Source organism: Apibacter sp. HY039 (genome assembly GCF_004023655.1).
GTDB classification, from domain to species: Bacteria; Bacteroidota; Bacteroidia; order Flavobacteriales; family Weeksellaceae; genus Apibacter; species Apibacter raozihei.
In genome coordinates this window covers 157,092-181,669 of the sequence record NZ_SAYM01000004.1, presented here as the reverse complement: position 1 = coordinate 181,669, position 24,578 = coordinate 157,092, and the positions used below count along the sequence as shown (strand labels likewise).

21 protein-coding genes are annotated in these 24,578 nt (G+C 32.0%); 11 read left to right on the top strand and 10 right to left on the bottom strand.

The features are described from left to right. Positions 1–19 precede the first annotated feature (19 nt). The 3 genes from bamA (at position 20) to EQ921_RS10135 (ending at position 4,410) form a co-directional block, all read left to right on the top strand. Positions 20–2,599 (top strand): outer membrane protein assembly factor BamA, encoded by a 2,580-nt coding sequence (gene bamA, locus EQ921_RS10145; protein WP_128331570.1) that lies wholly within the window; start codon positions 20–22, stop codon positions 2,597–2,599. Positions 2,600–2,704: 105 nt separating this feature from the next. Further along, entirely contained in the window at positions 2,705–3,868 is a 1,164-nt protein-coding gene (locus tag EQ921_RS10140; RefSeq protein WP_128331569.1) for an OmpH family outer membrane protein, read from the top strand. Positions 3,869–3,894: 26 nt separating this feature from the next. Then, positions 3,895–4,410, top strand: a complete 516-nt coding sequence (locus tag EQ921_RS10135) for an OmpH family outer membrane protein (RefSeq protein ID WP_128331568.1) — start codon at positions 3,895–3,897, stop codon at positions 4,408–4,410. 55 nt (positions 4,411–4,465) lie between these two features. Here the strand turns inward: EQ921_RS10135 and EQ921_RS10130 are convergent, their stop codons facing one another. The 3 genes from EQ921_RS10130 to EQ921_RS10120 are packed head-to-tail and all read right to left on the bottom strand — an operon-like array spanning position 4,466 to position 7,967. Next, positions 4,466–5,350, bottom strand: coding sequence for a bestrophin family protein (locus tag EQ921_RS10130; protein WP_128331567.1), 885 nt, complete (start codon positions 5,348–5,350; stop codon positions 4,466–4,468). Between the two features lie 2 nt (positions 5,351–5,352). Continuing rightward, positions 5,353–6,630, bottom strand: a complete 1,278-nt coding sequence (gene murF / locus EQ921_RS10125; RefSeq protein ID WP_128331566.1) for a UDP-N-acetylmuramoyl-tripeptide--D-alanyl-D-alanine ligase — start codon at positions 6,628–6,630, stop codon at positions 5,353–5,355. A gap of 53 nt (positions 6,631–6,683) precedes the next feature. Beyond that, positions 6,684–7,967, bottom strand: coding sequence for a solute carrier family 23 protein (locus EQ921_RS10120; protein WP_128331565.1), 1,284 nt, complete (start codon positions 7,965–7,967; stop codon positions 6,684–6,686). Positions 7,968–8,144: 177 nt separating this feature from the next. Between EQ921_RS10120 and EQ921_RS10115 the strand changes: the two genes are divergently transcribed. Then, positions 8,145–8,927 carry a hypothetical protein gene (locus tag EQ921_RS10115; protein ID WP_128331564.1) on the top strand — a complete coding sequence of 261 codons (783 nt, stop codon included), beginning with the start codon at positions 8,145–8,147 and terminating at the stop codon, positions 8,925–8,927. A gap of 311 nt (positions 8,928–9,238) precedes the next feature. Here the strand turns inward: EQ921_RS10115 and mdh are convergent, their stop codons facing one another. Then, positions 9,239–10,177 (bottom strand): malate dehydrogenase, encoded by a 939-nt coding sequence (gene mdh, locus EQ921_RS10110; protein ID WP_128331563.1) that lies wholly within the window; start codon positions 10,175–10,177, stop codon positions 9,239–9,241. 160 nt (positions 10,178–10,337) lie between these two features. On the opposite strand from mdh, the gene EQ921_RS10105 reads away from it, so the two are divergent. Genes EQ921_RS10105 through EQ921_RS10095 form a run of 3 tightly spaced genes read left to right on the top strand, consistent with a single transcriptional unit; the run spans position 10,338 to position 13,352 of the window. Then, complete coding sequence (locus EQ921_RS10105) at positions 10,338–11,054, top strand: glycosyltransferase family 2 protein (RefSeq protein ID WP_128149407.1); 717 nt, start codon at positions 10,338–10,340, stop codon at positions 11,052–11,054. Next, positions 11,051–11,722, top strand: a complete 672-nt coding sequence (locus EQ921_RS10100) for a lipid-A-disaccharide synthase N-terminal domain-containing protein (protein ID WP_370449523.1) — start codon at positions 11,051–11,053, stop codon at positions 11,720–11,722. The genes EQ921_RS10105 and EQ921_RS10100 overlap by 4 nt, the downstream gene beginning before the upstream one ends. 43 nt (positions 11,723–11,765) lie before the next feature. After that, complete coding sequence (locus EQ921_RS10095) at positions 11,766–13,352, top strand: glycosyltransferase family 39 protein (RefSeq protein ID WP_128331562.1); 1,587 nt, start codon at positions 11,766–11,768, stop codon at positions 13,350–13,352. On the opposite strand, the gene EQ921_RS10090 is transcribed toward EQ921_RS10095, so the two are convergent. Next, positions 13,338–14,096: a Kdo domain containing protein gene (locus tag EQ921_RS10090; protein WP_128149403.1), complete on the bottom strand. Its 759-nt coding sequence runs from the start codon at positions 14,094–14,096 to the stop codon at positions 13,338–13,340. The two genes, EQ921_RS10095 and EQ921_RS10090, sit on opposite strands and share 15 nt — an antisense overlap. A 148-nt stretch (positions 14,097–14,244) precedes the next feature. Between EQ921_RS10090 and EQ921_RS10085 the strand changes: the two genes are divergently transcribed. Then, the gene (locus tag EQ921_RS10085) at positions 14,245–16,689 is read left to right on the top strand and encodes a M48 family metallopeptidase (RefSeq protein WP_128331561.1); all 2,445 of its coding nucleotides are present in this window, start codon (positions 14,245–14,247) and stop codon (positions 16,687–16,689) included. Positions 16,690–16,980: 291 nt separating this feature from the next. Here EQ921_RS10085 and aspS read toward each other — a convergent pair whose 3' ends face one another. From aspS to EQ921_RS10070, 3 genes are read right to left on the bottom strand one after another with little or no spacing between them, the layout of a single operon-like run. After that, positions 16,981–18,735: an aspartate--tRNA ligase gene (gene aspS, locus EQ921_RS10080; protein WP_128331560.1), complete on the bottom strand. Its 1,755-nt coding sequence runs from the start codon at positions 18,733–18,735 to the stop codon at positions 16,981–16,983. A gap of 58 nt (positions 18,736–18,793) precedes the next feature. Beyond that, on the bottom strand, positions 18,794–19,768 hold the full coding sequence (locus tag EQ921_RS10075) for a hypothetical protein (protein WP_128331559.1): 975 nt from the start codon (positions 19,766–19,768) through the stop codon (positions 18,794–18,796). 30 nt (positions 19,769–19,798) lie between these two features. Beyond that, on the bottom strand, positions 19,799–20,692 hold the full coding sequence (locus EQ921_RS10070; protein WP_128331558.1) for a CorA family divalent cation transporter: 894 nt from the start codon (positions 20,690–20,692) through the stop codon (positions 19,799–19,801). A 204-nt stretch (positions 20,693–20,896) separates the two neighbouring features. Here EQ921_RS10070 and EQ921_RS10065 point away from each other — a divergent pair, with 204 nt between their 5' ends. Continuing rightward, positions 20,897–21,559 carry a murein L,D-transpeptidase catalytic domain-containing protein gene (locus EQ921_RS10065; RefSeq protein ID WP_128331557.1) on the top strand — a complete coding sequence of 221 codons (663 nt, stop codon included), beginning with the start codon at positions 20,897–20,899 and terminating at the stop codon, positions 21,557–21,559. A gap of 75 nt (positions 21,560–21,634) precedes the next feature. Here the strand turns inward: EQ921_RS10065 and EQ921_RS10060 are convergent, their stop codons facing one another. Beyond that, positions 21,635–22,048 (bottom strand): hypothetical protein, encoded by a 414-nt coding sequence (locus tag EQ921_RS10060; protein WP_128331556.1) that lies wholly within the window; start codon positions 22,046–22,048, stop codon positions 21,635–21,637. Positions 22,049–22,062: 14 nt separating this feature from the next. Continuing rightward, positions 22,063–22,689: a hypothetical protein gene (locus EQ921_RS10055; RefSeq protein WP_128149389.1), complete on the bottom strand. Its 627-nt coding sequence runs from the start codon at positions 22,687–22,689 to the stop codon at positions 22,063–22,065. A 151-nt stretch (positions 22,690–22,840) separates the two neighbouring features. Here EQ921_RS10055 and pepE point away from each other — a divergent pair, with 151 nt between their 5' ends. Both pepE and EQ921_RS10045 read left to right on the top strand, forming a co-directional pair. Continuing rightward, positions 22,841–23,533 (top strand): dipeptidase PepE, encoded by a 693-nt coding sequence (gene pepE / locus EQ921_RS10050; protein ID WP_128331555.1) that lies wholly within the window; start codon positions 22,841–22,843, stop codon positions 23,531–23,533. A gap of 70 nt (positions 23,534–23,603) precedes the next feature. Beyond that, on the top strand, positions 23,604–24,572 hold the full coding sequence (locus EQ921_RS10045; RefSeq protein ID WP_128331554.1) for a type I phosphomannose isomerase catalytic subunit: 969 nt from the start codon (positions 23,604–23,606) through the stop codon (positions 24,570–24,572). Positions 24,573–24,578 lie beyond the last annotated feature (6 nt).

Below are 24,578 nucleotides of genomic sequence, written 5' to 3'. Positions count from 1 at the left end.
AAAGTAGTGTAAATAATCCATGAAGAAGTTATTAGCAGTTGTTGCAATTTTAATACAAATATCCCTTTCATCGCAAGTCACCCAAGATTCAGTATCAGTAAATCAGTCAGTACAGACTGAAAAAGCAGATGCAGAAAATAGTAGTTCTCCTGAAAATGAATCTTCTACCATTGATGAATCCTCTTTTAAAATTAAAGAAATACGTATAACCGGAACTTCAAAATATTCCAAAAATCAGATTATGCGTTATACCGGACTTTACGAAGGAGATTATGTTGATATTCCGGGTATGCAATTAAACAGCGCAGTGAAAAAACTTTGGGACTCCAAATTGTTTTCTGATGTTGAAATTTTCCTGAGCAAAGTTGAAGGTAAAGATGTGTATTTACGTATCAACCTTAAAGCATTACCCGAATTAGGTTCTGTAAAATTTGAAGGAGCCAGTAAGTCTAAAAATGAAAAGTTAATAAAAGAAAACGGGTTAAAATCCAAAACTAAAATAACTGATGACTTACGAACAAAACTTCAAAATTCGATAAGAAATCAATATACGGAAAAAGGATTTCCAGATGCTCATGCTGTGATTAAAGAAAAAGTGAATCCTGCTGATTCTTCATCAATCAACTGGACTATAGCTATAGAGAAAGGTCCGAGGGTTAAAGTTAAATCAATTCAAATAACAGGAAATAAAGAGTTGAGTGCTTCAAAAATCAGAGCTCGATCATTCAAAAACACAAAACAGAAAAAAATATACAGATTCTGGAAAAAATCCAAATATGTACCTGAAAAATATGAGGAGGATTTGGTAAAGGTTGTTGAAACCTTACAATCGTATGGCTTCAGAGATGCTAAAATTACCTCAGATACAGTAATCAGAACGGATGAAAAGAATTACGATATTAAGTTAAATGTTGCTGAAGGAAAGAGGTATTATTTAGGTAATATTACATTTTCAGGTAATTCGGCATATTCAAGCGAAATTTTAACCAAAGTGGTAGGATATAAAAAAGGAGAACCGTATGATGCAGTAGGTATAAATAAAAAAATATCCGGTTCTGAAAAAAATGATGATATTGCTACTTTGTACTACAACAACGGTTATGTATTTTCAAGTGTTGTTCCTATAGAAAAGGCAGTGAGAAATGATACCATAGATGTTGAGGTTAAAATTAGAGAAGGAGAGCAGGCTTATTGGGATAAGGTAACATTTTCCGGTAACACCCGAACCCATGATCATGTAATACAACGATCATTGAGAACTGTACCCGGAAAATTATTCTCGAAAGAAGACATACAAAGAACTATTATGGATTTAGCCCAAATGGGGTATTTCGAAGCTCAGGGATTACGTCCGGACATAACTCCAAATGCAGAAACTAAAACAGTAGATGTTAATTATAAATTAGAAGAAAAAGGTTCTAACAGCCAGGTAGAATTACAAGGTGGTTATGGAGGTAACAGATTTATCGGGACGTTAGGATTAACTTTTGGTAACTTTTCATTCAATGATTTCTTTAAGAAAAAAGCATGGAAGCCTATTCCTATGGGAGATGGACAAAGTGTATCTTTAAGAGCTCAGGCAGGAAGTAATTATCAGAATTATAGTGTTTCTTTTACAGAGCCTTGGATTACAGGGAAAAGACCAACATCATTAACAGTATCTTTATATAGTACTATTTTAAATTATGACAGGTATTATACAACAACCGGTAGAAATAAATTAAACATTTATGGAGCACAGGTTGGGCTAACTACTCGTTTAAACTGGCCGGATGATTATTTCAGATTATCCTACGGAATTAATTATCAATTATATTCATTTAAAAACTATCCTTTTAGTATTGTTAATGAGTCTGGTGCTAAAGACTGGACTGATGGAGAAAGTAACAATTTCAGTGTATATGCTAACATAGGAAGATATTCCGCTGGATTAGATCCGATTTTCCCTACTATGGGTTCAGAATTCGAATTATCATTAAAGTTAACTCCTCCATATTCAGCATTAAATAATGAAGATTATAGCAAAAAAACGGATAGGGAAAAATACAAGTGGCTTGAATATTATAAAATAAAAATGAAGGCTTATTGGTATAAAGAGTTAGTGGGTAAATTTGTATTGAAAGCCGGAGGAGAATTTGGTTTCTTAAGCAGTTATAATAACAATATAGGAACACCGCCTTTTGAAAGGTTTTACCTTGGAGGTACAGGTCTATACGGAAACAGATTTGACGGAAGGGAAATTATTCCTTTACGAGGATATAAAGATTCATCTTCTTTCGGAGGACAAACTAATGATATAACTCCTTTAGGAGGAGGTACCTCTTATGCGCGTTTCATGATGGAATTGCGTTACCCGGTACTGATGGGAGGAGCTACTAAAATATATGCCTTAGGTTTTGTAGAAGCAGGTAATACCTGGAGCAATAATAAATCGTTTAATCCGTTTGAATTAAAAAGATCGGCCGGTTTCGGAGTTAGGATTTTTATGCCTCAGTTCGGTATGCTAGGGTTTGACTTTGCTAAAGGATTTGATAAAACTATTAACTCAACCAGTGCTAATGGATGGGAAACTCACTTTATATTCGGACAGCAGTTTTAAAACCTTAACTTAAAAACAGATAAAATTAATTAGGATAGATTCACAATTAATTATATTTTTGTCTAAACTTGGTATGATTTTAGAAAAGATTTTAAAACATTTCAAATGAAAAAACTGATACTATATACATTAATACTGTTGTTTTTTAGCCAAATCAACGCTCAGAAAATGGGCTATGTGGATACTCAGGTCATACTTAAGCAAATGCCTCAGTATCAACAATCGGAAGATAGGCTTAATGCAGAAGTAAAAAAATGGCAGAATGAAATATTAAGTAAACAGTCTAATTTAGATAAGTTAAGGACTGAATATGAAAATGAGAAAGTTTTATTAACAGAAGAACAGAGAAAAACTAAGATAGCTGTTATAGATAGTACTGAAAAGGGATTAAATAGTTACATAGAAAAAAAGTTTGGTGCTAATGGTGAGTCTACAAGTTTACGTCGCAATTTGATTAAACCGTTACAGGATCAAATTTGGAATGCTATTAATACTTTAGCAGCTAAAGACAGATATAATTTTATTTTTGATAAGTCTTCTGATTTAATCATGGTGTTTACAGATTCCAAATATGATTTAACAGATAAAGTTATCAAACAATTAGGAGGAACTAGCATTGATTCTGAAAAAGATAACAAGCCAGGAAGTTCAGGAAAAAATTCAGATTCTTCTAAGAAAGTCCAATCTAATAAAGAAGCTAAAAATTCAGGAAATAAAAACACAACATCAACATCCAAATCTAAAAGCGGATATGGTAGCAAGTATGTACCTAAAAGCAAGCAGAATGCTAATCAGGAAACGGATCAGGAATCAGTTGAAGATAGTGAATCAATCAGGGAAGACATTCAGTTAAATGAAGGGGAAGAAGTTAAAGAAGAAGCTGAAACCAAAAAATCAGGATATGGTAGTAAATACGTACCTAAAAAGAAAGAAATAAAAAAAACGGAGGTAAAATCCGAAGAGGTTAAGAAAAACTCAGATAAGGATACTAAGACTTCCGATACAAAGGCAAAGGATAGTACGATAAAAACTACAGAAAAGAAAACTACAAGTTCAGATACTAAATCTTCCTATGGTAATAAATATGTACCAAAAAAGAAAGAGGTTAAAAAGACAGAAGAAAAAACAGAAACTAAAGAATCGGTAAAAGAAGAAGAAGCAGAATCAAAAGAAGTGGAAACTAAAGAAACATCTACTACCGAAACCAAGCAAAAATCTGGATACGGCAGTAAGTATGTTCCAAAAAAAAAGAAACAAGAGAATAATTAATTAATAATATCAAAAAGCGAAATAAAATGAAGAAAATTACATTCGTATTCCTTTTAACAGTATTCGCAGGAGTTTTCCAGTTAGCTAAAGCTCAGAATATAGCTCACCTTAATTCCATCGAATTACTGAATTTAATGCCAGAAAAAAAATCAGCTGACGATCAATTAAAAACTTTAGCAGATCAGAAAAAAGCAGAACTAAAAAAACAAGAAGATGCTTTTACGGCTAAATATCAGAAGATTCAGGAGGAAATAGCTAAAAAACCTCAAGCAGAGCAAGAAAAAGAATTCCAGAAATATCAGGAAGAATTTCAGAAAGACAATCAAAACCTGTTGGCTTTGAGAGAAACAGCAGCTAAAGAATTAGAGAAAAAACAAGATGACTTATATGATCCGATCACTAAAAAAGCTCAGAATGCTGTAAATGATGTAGCTAAAGCTAAAGGATATCTTTATGTTTTTGATACATCTCAGCCTTCACTTATTTATGCTGCAGGTCCAAACATCTTAGACGAAGTAAAAGCTAAATTAGGCTTAAAATAAAATTAAATTTACAAGCTAAGTTTAAAAAGCTATCCGCAAAGGATAGCTTTTTTTATTATTTATTTTTTGCAAGAATGTCTAAACAACTCTTTTTTATGTTCTCAGCAATTTTTTTTGTAGGTATATCATTATCTCCGTTATTAAATGGATCTTCAATATCTTCTGCTACCAGTTCCAAACTAATAAGTACATAAAAAACAAACATTACCAGAGGGACTACCCAATATCCTAAATTTATAACATATCCTATAGGCATACTAAATACGTACAAAGCAATAAACTTTTTGATAAATAAAACATAGGAAAACGGGATAGGCGTATTTTTTATTCTCTCACAACCTCCACAAACATCCATAAAACCTTTAAGTTCCTGATTAATAAACAATAATTGTTCACCTGTAAGTATATTTTCTTTGTTTAATTGAACAATTTTATGAGTTAGCTTAACGGCTACCTGACTTGGAGAGTATCGAAATTCTGTTGTATCATCAGAATTTTCATGCTCATCTAAAGTATAACGAGTGGTATCATTGGTTAAATGTCTGTGAAGAATCTGTGCAAATAAAGGGATATATTTAATGAAAAATTCCCTGTTTTCTTTATCATGAGAAGGGAGCAAGGCATGAAGCTTAATGGACAGATTTCTGGAAATGTTTGTTAATTGCCCCCATAACTTTCTTCCTTCCCACCAGCGATCATAAGCTGTATTGGTTCTGAAAACCAATACCAAGGATAGTACGAAACCCACAAGACTTTGTCCTACGGTCACATAGCTGGAAGCTTTCATTTTATCAATTTCTATATAATTAATTTCTACATAAGCTATGATAAAAGCAAAAATTCCGGTTACTACCAGCATAGGCCATAGCTTGGTAATAGTATCCGCTTTATATATTTTAAATACAAAAGAAAACCAACCTTTAGGATTGTAAATAATCATAATTAATAAATAAAATCAATTAATTTTTCTAGAGCCATACCTCTGGAACCTTTTAATAAAATATTTTCGGATGTAAGAGAATTATTTTTTAAATAATTACTCATATCTTCCGTAGACTTAAATTTTTTAATTTGAGAAGCCGTAGTAGTGGTTGTGGAAAAATTACTTCCTACTAAGAATATATATTCAAAATTCAAATTTTGAGCTAATTCGGCAATCTTTTGATGTTCATCTGCGGAGCTATCTCCCAGCTCAAACATATCCCCTATAATAATTGCTTTAGAGCCTTCAAAAGAAGAGAAATTTTTCAATGAAGCTTCCATGCTGCTAGGATTAGCATTATAGGTATCTAATAATAGCCTGACACCATTTTTTTTAACTATCTGAGAACGTTGATTGCGAGGTTGATAATTTTCAATTCCATTTTTAACCTGAAATGCTGTTAATCCTAAATAAAAGCCAAGGCTGGCAGCTGCGCAGATGTTTGAAAAATTATAAATACCTGTGAGTTGTGAATTGAATTTGTTATCTTTATAGGATACACTGACAAAGTGATCAGATTCTTTCAAACCAAACCTATAAACACCTTCTGAACCAAATGTGATTTGTTTAATATCTTGGGTTAATTCAACTTGTTTAGGATCGTCTGTATTAACTAATGCAGTACCATTAGATTCTTTCAGAAAAGCATAGAGTTCAGATTTGCCTTTAATAACTCCTTCAAATCCTCCGAATCCTTCCAGGTGAGCTTTGCCAAAGTTGGTTATATAACCTATATCAGGCATGGAAATACCAGCCAATAATTCTATTTCTTTCTGATGATTGGCTCCCATTTCTATGATAGCTATTTCATGCTTAGGCTGAATAGATAATACAGTAAGAGGAACTCCAATATGATTGTTTAAGTTCCCTTGGGTAAACAAAACGTTATATTTTTCCTTTAATACAGAAGCAATAAGTTCTTTAGAAGTCGTTTTACCATTACTTCCGGTGATACCTATAACAGGTATATTGAGTTGTTTTCTGTGATGTCTGGCAAGGTTCTGTAAAGCAAATAAGCTATTCTCAAAATAAAAAATTCCTTTCTGAGGGTCTGCATATTTTTGCTCATCTACTACACAGGCTAACGCGCCTTGCTCCATTGCCTGTGAAGCATAAAGGTTTCCATTAAAATTATCACCTTTTAAAGCAAAAAATAGTTGGTTTTTATTTATTTTTCTGCTGTCAGTTGTAATTCCTGACGATTGCAGATATAGAGAGTAAAGTTCTGGTACGGTCATGATATATAAAAATAAATATGCGTAAAACTAAGAAAAAATTAAATGTATAGTAGTTACTCTTTAAACATGGAATCAAAATTAACTACTTCTTTCCCCGGAAGAATTTGGTTAAGCATAACACCGGTAAGGGATGCTAAAGCCATGCCTTCCAGTGAAAACGAATTTCCGAGATGAATGGATGCCCCCCCGATACCTAAAACGAGAATGACGGATGATATGATAAGGTTTCTCTTAGAAGCGAAATTTACCTTGCTGTCTACCACCATACGTAAGCCGCTCGAAGCAATAATACCGAACAGCAGTATTGAAATTCCACCCATGACAGGAACCGGAATTGATTTAAGTAAAGCAGCTATCTTCCCGCAAAAGCCAAAACCGATAGCAAAAATAGCAGCCCCTATAAAAAGATATATACTGTAAGCTCTCGTAATTGCAAGAACGCCTATGTTTTCACCGTAAGTCGTATTAGGAGGCCCGCCAATGACAGAAGCTATAATGGTAGCCATACCATCACCGAAAAGGGATTTATCTAGGCCCGGGTCTTTAACTAAATCTTTGTTAATAACTTTTCCCAGAACTAATTGGTGTCCGATGTGCTCAGCTATGGGAACAATGGCTACAGGAGCCATCAACAAAAAAATAGACCATGAAAAATGTGGAGTAAAAGTATAAAATGGAATTTCAAAATCAGGAATTTGAAACCATGCAGCGTTTTTGATCGGTTCAAAATCTACAAGACCCATAGGTATTGAAAATAAGTAGCCTCCGACAATTCCTATCAAAACAGGAATAACACTAATAAAACCTTTAGTGAAAATGGCTATTATAATAGTTATAATTAAACTGATTAAACCTACGGCAACAAACTTAATATCATAAGAACCCGAATTATTAGTAATCATATCTATCGCTGTAGATGAAAGGCTTAACCCAATAACCATAATAATAGGACCTACTACAATAGGCGGAAGTAATTTCATTAACCAGGAAACCCCTGTACGGTTTATGATTAGGGCAATAAGAGCATAAATGCATCCCACTATAAAACTTCCGACCATTATTCCTTCTGCACCTGAGGCTGCTTTAATAGCTATAATAGGACTTATAAAAGCAAATGAAGAACCCAGATATGAAGGAACTTTTCCCTGAGTAATAGCTATAAATGCAAGGGTAGCTAATCCGCTAGATACCAGGGCTACTGCAGGATCCATTCCTGTAAGTGTAGGTACCAAAACTGTCGATCCAAACATAGCAAAAAGATGTTGAAAGCTTAGTGTAAACCATTGTAAGAACTTAGGCTTATCATGAATATTTAAGACTATCGATTTGTTTTCCATTAATTATTGTTTCTAATATGATTTTTTCGCAAAATTAAGATTTCCACTCTTAAAAAAACAATCAATTAGTAAAAACGTAGCATGCTAGTGATTTTGCTTAAAAAATTGTTTATCACCTATGATTAAAATCATTTCTGATTTTTAAGTATTAATAGTATTTTTAAAAAAAATAAAGATATGAGTGCCTACCGTTTATTTTGTGTTCTTGTTCTTTTACTACTATTAACCGGATGCAAAGGTGAAAAGTTCCTGACAGATTCACTTAACAATCGTTATGCATATTTGCAAACTTATGATAACCGGTTAAAAGAAAATAATGTAAGTATTGTAAATGAAGAATTTACAGACACCTTATTCGCAGTACAAAAAATAAGAACAGCCATTTATCCCTATATTATAGCATGGGGAGGTGAAAGCGAATATAAGGTTAGTTTAAAATCCATTCCGATAGGCTTAGTAAATCGTTACATTAAAGATTATTCAGGTACAGACTCATTAAAAGAAAAATTACATGGTAGGAAAATTGAATTAACGGTAAAAAGTATTCCCAATTATTTTAATATAAAATTCAGTAAAGGAGTTCTTCTTATAATATTAATAAATATAACATCCAGAGAAGGAGAAGCAGAATCAGATATTTCAAATCTAATCGTAGATTATAAGCTTTTAAGTGAAAAATTTGGTGAAATTCAAAAAAAAGGAAGGATTACTATAGAAAATATAGATTATTCTAACTACAGTGAAGGCTCATCGTCTACCATGGTTCCTTTTGCAAAAAGTAAAAAATTATATAATAATCTGGGACAGCCCATTTTTAAAGAACCGGAATATGTCATGTTTGATAATGCTAAAAATACTAAACCTAAAAACTTTTTAAACAATTATTTGAACTCTTACGAATTAAAGTTAAGAAAATTTAGTCAGGAATTAGTAAATCGTCTAATTGAAGAAATTGACTAATGTTTTTATTAAATTTTATTGGTAATGTTTAATGAGATAATATTAAAATATATTAATACTGAATAAAAAGCCTTAGATGTAAAAACATAAGTATAATTTAAATAAGATAATAAGTAAATATTAATTCGATAATAGTATTGGTTTATTAAAAATACTATTAAATTTATCGGGTATTTTTAAAAGATAAAATATTTATAAGAAATAAGTATTAATTTTCCACGATAATAAATAAAGAATTCTTCAATAATAAAAAAAACAGCTTACCATGTAAGCTGTTTTTTTATTGAATGAAAATATTTTAACGAAAATTCTTAGAGAACTTTCATTTCATGTAATACATTATTCATATTTCTAACGGCATCAGCTGAAGCTTTGAATTTTGCTTTTTCTTCTTCATTAAGATCCAGTTCTACAATTTTTTCAATACCGTTTTTACCTAAAACTACAGGAACACCAATACAAATATCAGATTCACCATATTCACCTTCCAGAAATACAGAACAAGGAATCACTTTTTTCTCATCACGGATGATAGATTCCACTACGGCAGCTCCGGCAGCACCCGGTGCATACCATGCAGAAGTACCCAATAATTTAGTTAAAGTAGCTCCACCAACCATAGTGTCTGCAGCCACTTTATCAAGTTGTTCGTTAGTTAATATTTTAGAGAAAGGCACTCCCTGACAAGAAGCCAGACGTGTTAAAGGAATCATAGTCGTATCTCCATGTCCGCCGATAACCGTAGCTTGAATATCATTCTGAGAAGCACCACTGGCTAAAGATAAATAAGTCTTAAAACGAGAAGAATCTAAGGCACCTCCCATACCTATTACACGGTTTTTAGGTAAACCTAAAGATTTAAGAGCTAAGTAAGTCATCGTATCCATAGGGTTGGAAATGATGACTAAAATAGCATCCGGAGAATATTTTAAAATATTGGAAGCAACTTCTTTAACAATTCCTGCATTGGTTCCGATTAAATCTTCACGGGTCATTCCAGGTTTTCTGGGGATACCTGAAGTTATTACAGCAACACTGGTGCCTGCCGTTTTAGAATAGTCATTGGTGCTTCCGGTTATAGTTGTATCAAAACCTAAAAGAGAAGTGGTCTGGGTCAAATCCAAAGCTTTTCCCTCGGCAAATCCCTCTTTTATATCAACAATTACCAGTTCGTCAACAATTTCTTTTCTTGCAATATTATCGGCACAAGTGGCTCCAACGGCTCCGGCACCTACTACAGTTACTTTCATGTTTTTGTATTTTTTAATTATGTTATTATTAAATTTATTCAAAGTTAAGCCATTCGTACAACAAATAAAATGTCGTTTGTCAGCTTTTTTTAACTTGAATTTGTAGGTGTAATTTAAAAAAAAATAATAATTTTATATAAAATAATAATCAGGTATTTTAATGGGATACGAACTAACGATTATTATTCCCGTTTATAACGAGGAAGATAATCTCGAGCGTGTAGTTAAAGAAATGCAAGCTTACATAAATAATGCTAATAAAAAAACTAAAATTCTCTTTGTTAACGATGGTTCTAAAGATAACAGTCTGGGGGCTATAAAGACTATATGCAGTCAGGATTCTAATTTCACTTATATCTCTTTTGATCGTAATTACGGTCTGAGTCCCGCAATAAAAGCAGGCTTTGATTATGCCGATACTCCCTGGGTGGGATATATTGATGCCGATTTGCAGACAGCACCTTCCGATTTTAACATTCTTTTGGAATATGCCGGAGAATATCAGCTGGTAACCGGAGTAAGGGCTCAGCGTAAAGACAGCTTCGTTAAGAATTTATCTTCAAAGATAGCTAACGGAATACGCAGAGCTTTTACCCATGACGGTATGGATGATACCGGTTGTCCATTGAAAATTATACGTACGGACTTTGCTAAAAAAATTCCTATGTTTAAAGGTTTGCATCGTTTTCTCCCTGCAATGATATTGCTTCAGGGTGGAAAAGTGAAACAGGTTCCTGTTCAGCATTTTGAAAGAATAGCAGGGAAATCTAAATTTCACTTATGGAACCGCTTGTTTGGTCCTTTAAGTGATTGTTTTGCTTACCTGTGGATGAAGAAAAAATATATTAACTATGTGGTTTCAGAAAAAGAATTATGAATCATTCGTTCACAGAAGTTTTCATTGTCAATGTTAAAATGCTTAAGTACATAACACTGTCTATAGGCTTTTTAGCACAATTGCTATTTTCAAGCCGTATGATTATACAGTGGATTTCTGCTGAAAAAAATAAAAAAGTAACCTCTGATCTCATTTTTTGGCAGGTAAGTCTGGTGGCCTCTTTCTTTTTATTTATCTATGGATATCTGAGACACGATTTTTCAATTATGTTAGGCCAGGTTATTACTTATTATATTTATATTCGTAATATCCAATTACATAATGCCTGGATGAAATATCATATAGTGTTTCGTTATTTTGTGTATTTCTTTCCGATTTTGGCTATTTCCTTAGCTCTTTGGAATGGGACTATCAATATAAATAAGCTTTTTAGTAGAGAAAATATACCCTTATGGCTTTTAATTTGGGGAAGTTTAGGACAAGTATTATTTACTATGAGATTTATTTATCAGTGGATTTATTCAGAAAGGATAAAGAAATCAGAATTGCCCTTAGGTTTTTGGATTCTCAGTCTTACCGGTTCCCTAATGATTTTTATTTACTCTATCATAAGAAAAGATCCGGTGCTTTTTGCAGGACATTGTATGGGAATTATTGTTTACACAAGAAATATTATAATAGTAAGAAAAAGTAATTATGCTGAATAATCCTGGAAAACATCTTATATTTCTTTTTATCGTCTCCTTAATCATGTTAGTTTCCAACCTTGGGATTCTGCCGGTTAATATTATGGAAGCCAGAAATTTTATTACAGCCCGTGAAATGGTTCAGGACAATCATTGGATTTTAACGACAATGAATGGTGAACCTCGCTACGAGAAACCTCCTTTGCCAACCTGGATAACGGCTGTCTTTGGATCAATCCTGGGATTTGACTCTAATTTGTCTTTACGTTTACCCGTAGCTTTTATAACCATTTTATTAGTGGTATACTTATATAAATTTTCTTTGAAATTAGGTCTTTCCGGACTTAATAGTCTGCAAAACGGATTGATTGCAATTACATCTTTTTATATTTATTTTGCTGGAAGAGATAACCAGTGGGATATGTATTGTCACAGTTTTATGATTGTTTCCATATACTATTTATGGGAAATACTCAGAATACGTAAAAATCCTTTTAAAAATGCTGTTATAGGAGCCGTTTTTTTAGCATTTTCTATTTTAAGTAAGGGTCCTATCTCATTATATGCATTATTATTGCCATTTTTAATTGCCTATGGATGGGTGTACAGATATTCATTCAGAAATGAAAGAAAACATATTCTGGCAATACTTTTATATACGATTTTAGGAATATTTACAGGTATTTCCTGGACAACCTACGTGCATTGGGCAGATCCCGAAACCTTTGCTTCAATGGCAAAAGTTGAAACTTCCCGATGGGTTAACGATTATAATTCCAAATCAGTTTTTTACTATTGGAGTTTCTTTACGCAATCTGGGATTTGGACTCTCGCAGCATTTTTAGGTCTATTATACCCGTACATGAAATCAAGAGTTTCTAATATCAAAGCCTATCAATTTACTTTAATATGGACGCTGGCATCAGTAATCCTTCTAAGTATTATACCTGAAAAAAAGACCCGTTATTTATTACCTGTACTTATCCCATTAGCTTTAAATACAGGTTTTTATATTAATTATCTGACTTGTGGAACAAAAAAGAAAATTGATAGAATTCTTGGCAATATATCTTTAGGTTTAGTGGGTATTGTCGGTATTGTATATCCGGCAGTTCTTTATTTCTTTTTTAAGGATAGTATCTATAGTCAGAAAGTATGGGTAATAATGTCCTCTGTAGCTATGTTTATTTCAGGAGTGCTTATTTGCTATTATCTAACCAAAACAATATTTGACAAAGCTTTTTACATGGTAGTAGTAGTACAATGTGTAGTAATCGCCTTTATTTTTCCTTTGTCAAAAAGTTTCTTACATAATTCCAACTACAAATCCGTAGAGGATTTAAAGCGAGTTCTAAATAAGAATATTGAACTTTATACATTTAACAGCATGACTCCGGAAATTGTATGGGAGTATGGGAAAAAAATGCCGGTAATTAACGAATACGAGCTTGCAGAAAAACTGGAAAATGAATCTGGGCAGCCTATTGGAATATTATGCATTAAAGGAGATTCGGAGTCTTTAATGAAAAAGTTCAGTAGTAAATATGAAATTAAAAATCTTTCTTACGTTGATCTGAATACGGTTTCTCCGGGCTCAGAAGATTACAGAGATCGACTTCACCGAGAATTGTTTATACTATACAGGAAATAATTTTCTAAGCCTTTTCTTTAATTTAGCTTTAGACTTCATTTTTCTTGCAAATTCTCCCTGATAAAAGAATATTTTTTCTTTTATTTCCTCAATGGCATATCCGGAAGCCAAAGCATATTCATTCATAAAAATATCAAGATAAGGTTGTTCTTTAATATTATTGGAAAGACTTTTCATTTTTTGGTCAAAAGTTAATTCATTATGAAACTGCATGCGATTTAAGTCCACTAAATACATTTCATATTTATTATCTTTCCGAATGACCAGCGTATTACCCGGCGTATTATCTTTAATAAAAACTCCTTTGGAATGTACAAAATGAGAAAATCTGGCGTATGCCCGAACACATTGAATGGCATCAGGTTGATCATACACTTCGCGAATAGTAAAGTCATAAGGAGTGTAATAGGATATATAAAAACTGGAAGTGATACCTATAAGGTCTGAATTTTCAATATAAGCGATAGGTTCAGGATTTAATATTCCTAATTTTAAAAGTTTTTCTCCATGTAAAAACGAGCGTTCGGCCTTAGATTTCCTGAAATATTTATAGGCAATTTTATTGATGAAATGTGGTTTTTTAAAGCTTTTTACAGCTATGCAATCATTTTGAAAAGGAATCTTTTTGATTATATTTCTCTCCGGGTTACCTAAAATATCAGTGAATGTATCAAAATCTTCTATAATAGAATACAATTTTTTTTTGTAACTTATATATTTTTCAGCAAGTATATAATTTTGCATTAATTTATTCAATTTAACATTAAATTTACTAATTAAAATTTATCAATTCAGATAATCTTTTAGTTAGTAGCTTAATTGTGCTTTTTAAGACAACAAATATAAGATATTTTCGTTTTTTTAGTAGCTTTGCTATAAGTTAATAAAATAAATGAAAAAAATACTTTATATCTTACTTTTATTGAGTTTTATAGTTTCATGTTCTACTAAAAAAACAGGAATTACTAACCGCACTTATCACAGAATTACTTCCTGGTATAATACTATATTTAATGGAAATGTAGCTCTTGAAGAAGATCAGAAATCAAAAAGAGAAGGATATAAAGATAATTTTTCTGTTTTGTTAAAAGTTGATCCGATAGATCCATTTACGGAAAGTTCGGAAGATTTGAGTCTTTCTACTACTTACAGCAATCCATCCAAAAAAGAATTTAATCCTTACGGATTATTAAACGGAAATAATCAGAATACAGTGCAATCTCAGGCTCAGGGTTTGGATAGGGTAATTGAAAAAGGAAAAAAAGCTATTGAAAATCATTCTATGCAGGTCAAAGGCAAAGAATATAACTCTATGCTTGCTGAAGCCTATCTTCTATTAGGAAAAGCCAGTTATTATAAAAAAGATCCTTTTGAAGCTTTAAATTATTTAAACTATATGAATGCTGCAATGGTTAAAAATAATAAAGTTAATGAAGGTAAGGTGTATATAGCTCTATCCCACGCACTTGCGGGTAATTCTTTTGAAGCTAATGAACAGTTTGATAAATTACTGAAAGAAGATTTGAAAAAGAAAGATATTAAATTACTGACGAAAGCATATTCTCAATTTTTAATGGATGAAGATAGATTTAAAGAAGGGATTGCTGCATTGGAGGTTGCAAAAAAATATCATAAAGGAAAATATGAAAGGGGACGTTATAGTTTTATTCAGGGTCAGCTTTCGGAAAAGCTGAAAAAAGAAAAATCAGCAGCAGAGTACTATCAGATGGCTTATGATAAAAAGCCTTCTCCAGAACTTGAAATCAAATCACAAATAGCTTTGTCCAGGTTGTTTACAGGTGACAGCCTAGCCTATAAGGAAAGAATGTCCTTTCTGAAAAAGCTGACCAGACAGGGACTGTATCAATCAAGAAAAAATGAATTGTATTATGCTATGGGACTGGTTGCCGCTAAACAAAGCAGAGAAAAACAGGCAATGGAATGTTTTTTACAATCATTGAAGGAGAGAGAGAGTGATCCTCAGGTACGGGCATTAACATACCAGGCAGTAGGAGATGTTTATTTTTCAAAACCCGATTATGTATATGCAGGAGCTTATTATGATAGTGCAGTTTCCAGATTTGTAGATCCTTCTATGAAAGCCAGACTTGAAGTTAAAAACAAGGCCTTGAAAGATTTAACATCAAAATATTATCTGGTTAAAAAAAATGATAGTATACTTTCGGTTGCAAATATGACTCCCGAACAGAGAAATGAGTATTACGGAAAATATATCTCAAAGCTGAAAGATCAGGAGGAAAAAGCTAGAATAGAGATGGAAAAGCAGATGCAAAGAGACAATAATGTTGTTTTTGCTACCGAAACTTTAGCAGATGGTTCAATGGGATTAGTTTCAGGAACTCCTACGACAGGTGGAAAATGGTATTTTTATAATAGCAATCTTAAACAATCCGGACAATCTGAATTCAGAAAATTATGGGGAAGTCGTTCACTTGTAGATAATTGGAGGATGAGTAAAAAAATATCCAGTCTGGATGAAGTTAAAAATGATTTGTTAGGACAAAAAGAAGTTAAAAATCCTAGGAGATTTGAAGTAGAATTCTATACTGAAAAAATACCTTCCAGCCGTGTGGATCTTGAAAAGTTGAAAATGGAACGGGATACCACTGAACTAGCTTTAGGTATCTTATATTATGATAAGTTAAGAGATTTAAAATCAGCCAATACTTCTTTAGAACATTTACTATCTACTCCTCCAATGGATGAGTCTGTAGCACTTTCTGCCATGTATAACCTCTATCGTTACAATAAAGAAATAAATCCTGAAATTTCTCGTAAGTACGCCGATTTGGTGTTATCTAAATATCCAGGATCTAAATATGCAGAAAGTATTTTAAATCCAGATATAGATATTTTTAAATCAAAATCTGGTACAGCAACAAGGTATTACGAAGAGGCATATAAAAAATATGAGCAGGGAAAATATTCAGAAGTGAAAGAGATGTCTGAGCAGGCATTGAAAAACTATCCGACAGATGAGATTATTGCTAAGTTTTCTCTTCTTTCCGTTTTTTGTGATGGAAGAATGGGAAATAAACAGGCTTTTATGGACGGTCTGCAAAGAGTTGCCACGGCTTTTGAAAATAGAGAGGAAGGAAAAAAAGCAGCTGAATTACTAGATTTTTTCACAAAAAAGGAAAAAGAAAATACTTCACTACCACACAATGTAAATCAAAGGAAAGATATAAACACATTAGATCCTACAGATCCGGACAATGTTTATAAAAGCTATGATCCACAAGGCCGAAGAATTGAAAATACAAATCAACAACCTTCTTATATTGATCGCAGAAATCCGGGAATTCCTGAAGATTAATGTTGTAAGTTGCATCTTAAGATTCTAATAAGTGTGGGTTTCTCTGTATTTTTTCTGTAAAAAATTAAGATATGATTAAAATCAGTAAATTATTTATAATCATTCTAAATAAATAAACTATATTTGCAGTAATAAAAAAATGAAAATTACTTACGATTCATTTTTATAGTGATAAAAAGTAATTTTTTCATTTCTGTGTATTCACATAAATTGGTTTTATTTTATTAGTTTGTAAAGAAAAGCCTTTGTTATTTAACAAAGGCTTTATTTTTTATTTAAAAAGTTTATTTATCATTTTTTCGGAGATAATGCTATTTCAAGCTCATCAAGCTGTTGTTGATGAATAGGGGATGGAGCATCAATCATAACATCTCTTCCTGAATTGTTTTTAGGAAATGCTATATAATCACGAATGACTTCCTGCCCTCCAAGTAGAGCAACCAGGCGATCAAAGCCAAAAGCCAGACCTGCATGAGGGGGAGCTCCAAATTTAAATGCATTCATTAAAAAACCAAACTGTGCTTCAGCATCTTCCGGACTAAATCCTAATAAAGAAAACATTTTTGATTGTAGTTCTTTATCAAATATACGTACTGAACCTCCTCCAATTTCGTTTCCGTTTAGAACCAGATCATAAGCATTTGCACGCACTTTTCCGGGCTCTTTTTCAAGTAAAGGAATATCTTCCGGCTTGGGAGATGTAAACGGGTGGTGCATGGCTGCAAATCGTTTTTCTTCTTCATCCCATTCTAACAGCGGAAAGTCGACCACCCATAAAGGTGCAAAAACTTCCGGATTTCTTAATCCTTGTTTTTCAGCAACTTCCATACGTAGCGCACTAAGCTGAGGTCGAACCTTATCTGCATTTCCAGAAAGAATTAGGATTAAGTCGCCAGGTTGAGATTTTGCTTTTTCGATAACTTTACGTAATTGTTCCTCGGAATAAAATTTGTCAACAGAAGATTTAATAGTTCCGTCTTCATTATATCTCACATATACCATTACACTGGCACCTATTTGCGGACGTTTTACCCAATCAGTTAAAGCGTCTATCTGCTTACGGGTATAGCTGGCACATCCTTCGGCATTAATACCGACAACCAATTCAGCTTCATCAAATATTTTAAATCCGTTGTTTTTCAATTCATCATTTAATTCGATAAATTGCATTCCAAAGCGAATATCGGGTTTATCATTACCGTATTTTCTCATTGCTTCCTCATAGCTCATACGAGGGAATTGTTCAAATTCAACATTTTTAAGCTTTTTTAGTAAATGCTTGGTTAAACCTTCAAATGTTTGAATAACGTCCTCCTGCTCAACAAAAGACATTTCACAATCAATTTGAGTAAACTCGGGTTGACGGTCTGCTCTAAGGTCTTCATCCCTGAAACATTTTACAATCTGAAAATACTTATCCAGACCACCTACCATAAGGAGCTGTTTAAAGGTTTGTGGTGATTGTGGGAGAGCATAAAACTGCCCCGGATTCATTCTTGACGGAACTACGAAATCACGGGCTCCTTCAGGAGTTGATTTAATGAGAACCGGAGTTTCTACTTCAATAAAACCTTCATTAGAAAGATAATTTCTAACTAACTGTGCTACTTTACTTCTGAAAATTAATTTATCTTTTACCGGATTTCTTCGTATATCGAGATATCTGTATTTCATTCGTAATTCCTCGCCTCCATCAGTTTCATCTTCAATAGTAAAAGGCGGAGTTAAAGAAGAATTTAAAATGGATAAGTTTTCAACCAATAATTCAATATTTCCGGTGGGAATATTAGGATTTTTGCTTGTCCGTTCAATCACTTTTCCGGTTGTTTGTATAACAAATTCACGACCTAGTTTGCGAGCTTGTTCCATTAACTCCGGGGAAGACCTTTGTTCGTCAAAAACCAATTGGGTAATTCCGTAGCGATCTCTTAAATCCACCCAAATCACAAAACCCATATCCCGCACACCTTGTACCCATCCGCTAAGGGTTACGGTTTCATTCACATTTGATTCGGTCAGTTCACCACAAGTATTTGTTCTGTACATATCTTAACAATATTTGTTTACAAAAATAGCGATAATCAACCGAATAAAAATAGAAATTTTAATCAGTCGATATACTGAAGAGAATTCTCTCTCCGGGATAGGCAAGATTATTTTCTAAAAAAAAATATTTTTTTTGTGAAACTAAAATGGGGGTGAAGTTTCGGTTTATAAAATCGGAATCTAATGCTTTAATTTTAAAATAAGTAACTTTATTGTTAATAGTTAAGCTATAGTAGTACGTGTAATATGACTTAATCATTGGAGTGAAACTAAGAGGAGGTTTGGTTGTCAGATGGTTTTTCGAAAAAATAGAATCAATAAGTTGAATTTTCGGATATTCTTCATCCATAGAATCATCACTATATTGTAAAGAAGAATATTTACGGGTAATGTCTTCTTGATTTTTTAATTGTTTATATGCATAAACTTCATCTGTATATTTATCTATTAATAAAAAGTAATAAAATTTGTCCTCATAACGACTGCCAATAGATTCTTCAGGAATTAAATCTTTTCCGTGATTATTTAGAAATGCTTCATTTGTATCTTTTACAAATAAAAATGCTTTTTTATGGTAAGATAAATTTGGTGAGATAGAAGAATAATAAAGTTCGCTTTTTAAACTATCTTTTTCATCTATAATTAGCTCATAAATACGGTCTTGTTTTATAAAGAGATAACTTTTATTCAAAGTATTTGAAAATTTTTTGAAGTAAACAGGGTTTAAATTAATATCAAAAACGCCTATTTTGTTTTTATTATTAAGTAATTCAGGATGTTCACGAATTTGTGCTGGATCAATATTTTCTGTATTATAGTAAATAAACATATAAGGGTGATTCGGAATTTTAAAAGCAAAAATGATATGCATGGAATCGTATTTTGTAGTTTTAAATTCAGAAAATGTTGTTTCAGGAAAATGAGGCCAATCTTTATGTATGTCTTTTTGTGGTATTTTAAAGCCTAAGGCATATAAACAAATAGAAAAAACAATTAGTAAAGTTAGGATTACAAATAAAATAATTTTTTTCATAGCAATTTATTGATGCGTGTTAATTATAAACTATAACCATTTCTTTTTTTTCAACCAGAAATATATCAGAAGGGTAATTAGCAACATAGAAAGCATAATTATGGGGTAACCCCATTTTTGGCCAAGCTCAGGCATGTATTTAAAATTCATTCCATAAATACCGGCAATAAACGTAAGTGGCATAAAAAAAATGGAAAAAATGGTGAGTGTCTTCATAATTTCATTGGTTTTCTGTGAGGAAAGAGAAATATAAAGATTCAGCAAATTGTTTAAATCTTCAATCACCTGTTCATGCAGGGTAGTTAATTTAACATATAAATCTTTTAAATCCTGATAAGATGCCTTTTCTTGTTTTGAGGGTTTAACTGATTTTATAACCTCTTCTGTAAGAATGAGCATTTTTGTGCAAAGATTGGTTTTACGTTTTAATGAATAAATATTTTGAAGAACTAAAGAGGAGGGATGTTTCGTAAATAAGCGGTTTTCGAAAAAATCGAGCTTATTTATTGTTGCAATAATAGAATCGTTATATGTTTGTAAGACTGAATATAGAATTTTTATAATTACACTGGTGGTTGTAGCAGCTTTCCCAGAATTTATGTATTTTTCTTCAATAGCGGAAAGAAAGTCCATTTTGACACGATGGATGGATACAATAATTTTATCATTATAAAAAATAGCTATTTTGTTTGAAAGATTTTCAATATTAGATTCTTTTTTAGCATTTTTATGAACCATCCGGACAATAAAAAAATTAATATCGTTTTCCGTCTCAAATTTAGGCAGGTGATTAGGCTCCAGACTGTCAGCAAGGTTATAGTAATTAAGATTACACTGATTTGCAATGGTTTGTAACTCTTCTTTTTCCGGATTTAATAAATCAATCCATTGGTAACTTGGCTGTTGCAAGGTTTTTACTGACATAAAAAAAATCTTCTTTCAGTAAATTTACTAATTTAAAATTCATTATTTAATAAATAAATAGTAAACTCTATGTATAGTTACAAGTTATGACTATTATTTTAGTGAACACGGAACTTATGTCAATTAATAAGTTCAATACATATAGTTATTGTGCAATAAAATTATATAAATTACAGTTAAATATTCTATAACTGTATTAATTATATGTATAGATTCGTTAAAATTCTAAGATTATTTATTATTGTATGTATTTTCGGGTATATTTTCTCCAATTTTTATAAATGTAAAGATATAGGGGCAAAAACAATACTAAAAGATGTTTATTCACAAAATAAGGATAATTATGATGATATTAAAAAGAAATCAAAAGAATCCTATACATTTTGTAAAAAAAATAATTTCAATCAGGATTTTTGTATTTTGATAGATATGAAAATACCATCAGGAAAGAACCGAATGTTTGTTTGGGATTTTAAAAAAGATACAATTATCAGAAATGCTTTATGTGCTCATGGAATGGGAACTGGAGACTTAAAAAGCACTGAAGAAACCCCTGTTTTCAGTAATAAAGATGGAAGTTATTGTAGTTCTTTGGGAAAGTATAAGTTAGGAGTTCGTTCTTATAGCCAATGGGGTATTAACATACATTATAAAATGCATGGTTTGGAGCCTACCAACTCCAATGCGTATAAAAGAGTCATTGTGTTACATTCCTATACTCCCGTTCCTGACAATGAAATAGCTCCTAAGCATTTACCGATGGGCTGGAGTTTGGGTTGTCCTGTAACAAGTGATCCTATGATGAGGTATTTAGACTCTAAATTAAAGGCGCAGAAAAGACCTACACTTTTATGGATTTTTTATTAAACACAAAGTGTAATTTTGTTAAACAGATTTTTCGTGTGATCAATATATATAGTCAAATTCTTTTATGTCAAAACTTTACCATATCACATTCTCTGTATATTCTTTATCGTTATAGTAGTTGAAATCTTTTAGTTTTCTAATTGTATCCGATTTTATATCTAATTCCCAGATAGCACAATTCTCAGACCAGGGATCAGTTAATATTTCAACTTTCAATGAGCCGATTTGTCGTATCGCGTGGGTATCTTTTAAAATTTCATCAGTGATAAAAGATATTTTCTGATTATACCAAATTACAATATATTCTCCACCAGCTATGCACCATTGGTCATTTTTATCAATAATTCCGCATGTTGGGTCGCCGTACATGCTTCCCAATTCAATACTTTTCAAAGTTATTAGATTTACTAAGTAAATATCCTCAAATTCATGTCCCAAATACCATTGATCCGAGGCATCCAATTTTCTGAAATTAGGATTAGATAACATACTTATACTTTATGTTACAATTCTTCTAACTCATATTTTTGTACATGCGATTTATAAGCCTCTTGTGTTCTAGCGGAAAAATATAGATCGTCAACGATTTTATTTTCCTTATCGTAAACATACCATAAAAGGCAATCTGCTTTCCAATAAATTTGTAAGCCATTGTAACGAACAACATCCTCCCATTCAGTGTGAACAAAAATATCTAAATCTTCAAAAGTTATACCTGAAGTTGCACAATACTCATACCCGCCCTGAGCGCATTGATAATAAAGCATGATTGTTAAAAATTCGTTTAATAGTACCTGTTCTTCATACCATTCATTCTCATTAATTAGCTGGTATACTTTAGGGTTATTCGTATTTTTGTCAATTTCAAACCCCCAGTAACATATATTCTGATTTTCTTCCAGAAAAACCATTTTATTGTCGCTTATTTCCAGTTGTGCAGGTAATGCAAAGCGATTAAAAGCTTCAAGAAGTAGGGTGTTTTTACCGGCAAATAAATATAGATCTTTTAAAGATTTGGGTAATTTAAGGTCATATTTTAATTCCACTTTTTCAATTTCAGAATTTTTAGTTCCCTCATTAGTTAGTATTTGTCTGCCTAATAAACGCTCTGCAAGAGTTTTAATTTCCATCTTCTATAAATTTTATTCAAAAATATTAAAATTAAAATTTATACGTTATGAATATTTTAATTCTTTGTTTGCGTATAAGATGAATGGATAAATAATTTTATGAAACACCGTGTTTTGTTAATAAAAGTTAATTTTACAATAAAATAGTCTAATGAAGTTATTATTATTAAGTAATTCCACACATGCTGATTTTTCAACCAATTATATACATGAATTTTTAGATAAGGTTGATACGGATATATTATTTATACCTTATGCAGCGGTTCGGCTTTCTTATGTTCAATATGAGGAACGAGTTAATCTGGCTTGGAGTGGAATTGAACGTCAGGTGAAGAGCATTCATCATTTTAGTAATCCTAAAGAGGCCGTTAGAAAATCTAAAGCTATAGTGGTAGGTGGAGGGAATACCTGGCAGTTGGTTAAAACTTTGCACGAATATGATTTAATGAATGAGATTAAAGAACATGTAAATTCGGGGATTCCATATATTGGATGGAGTGCAGGTTCTAATATTGCATGTCCGACTTTAAGGACTACTAATGATATGCCCGTTGTTGAACCCTCAAGTTTTGAAACATTAGGATTAATACCTTTCCAAATAAACCCTCATTATATGGATGCTAACCCTGATGGGCATAGAGGGGAAACAAGAGAGGAAAGAATAGAAGAATTTATAGAACTGAACAGAAATATATATGTAGCCGGATTAAGAGAAAATACATTGCTGTCTTATCATAAAGGCAAAATCAAATTGCAGGGAAACCGTACGGTTCGTATATTTAAATATGGAGAGGAACCCAAAGAATTTAATTCTGATGATGATTTATCCTTTTTAATTCAGTAAGCAGAATTGCCTTTCGTAAATTCAATTTATTTAAATGTATTAATTTTGTATTAATTAAATTTTACAATATATGTCATTATATCCATTATTATTTCAGCCTTCTTACCACTATAGAATATGGGGAGGGAATAAATTAACTGCTTTTGGGAAAAAGATTACTGAAGAAAATATTGGAGAGAGCTGGGAGATATCTACTGTTCCGGGCTTTGTAAGTAAGATAGCAAATGGTGCTCATAAAGGACGTAATTTAAATGATTTAATAACTGAATATAAAGAAAAGCTTTTAGGTACTGAAGTTTATAAAAAATTTGGTTTGGACTTCCCTCTTCTGATAAAGTTTTTAGATGCTGATGCGCCTTTATCCGTACAGGTTCATCCAGATGACGCATATGCAAAAAAGTATCATAACTCTTTTGGTAAAACCGAAATGTGGTATGTATTAGAATCTGATCCTGAGTCAGAAATTATCGTGGGTTTCGAACCAGATGTGAATAAAGAAATTTTCTTACAAAAGGAAAAAGAAGGGGAAATTGAATCTGTTTTACGGAAAATTCACCCTCAAAAAGGTGATGTTGTATATATTCCTGCAGGCCGGGTTCATGCTTTAGGTAAAGGAATTATGGTTGCAGAAATTCAGCAAACCTCAGATATTACTTATCGTATCTATGATTATAATAGAGTAGATAAAGACGGTAAGAAAAGAGAACTGCATCTGCAACAAGCTGCAGATGTTTCTGATTTTTCATATATTAAGGATCCTTTTATACATTATAATAAAACTTCTGATAATGAGCTGTTGGTTCAATCGCCATACTTTACAACTTCCAAAAAGATTATTCATGAATTGTTGAAAATTGAGAAATTAACAAATACATTTAAAATAATAATTATTTTAGAAGGAAAAGGGGTTTTAGAAAGTGAATCCGGTCAAATAGAAATAAACAAAGGTCAAACTGTTTTACTTCCAGCTTCGCTTGATGAAGTAACGATAAAATCTTTAATAAACCAACCATTAACACTTTTAGAAGTTCATATTTAACTACTT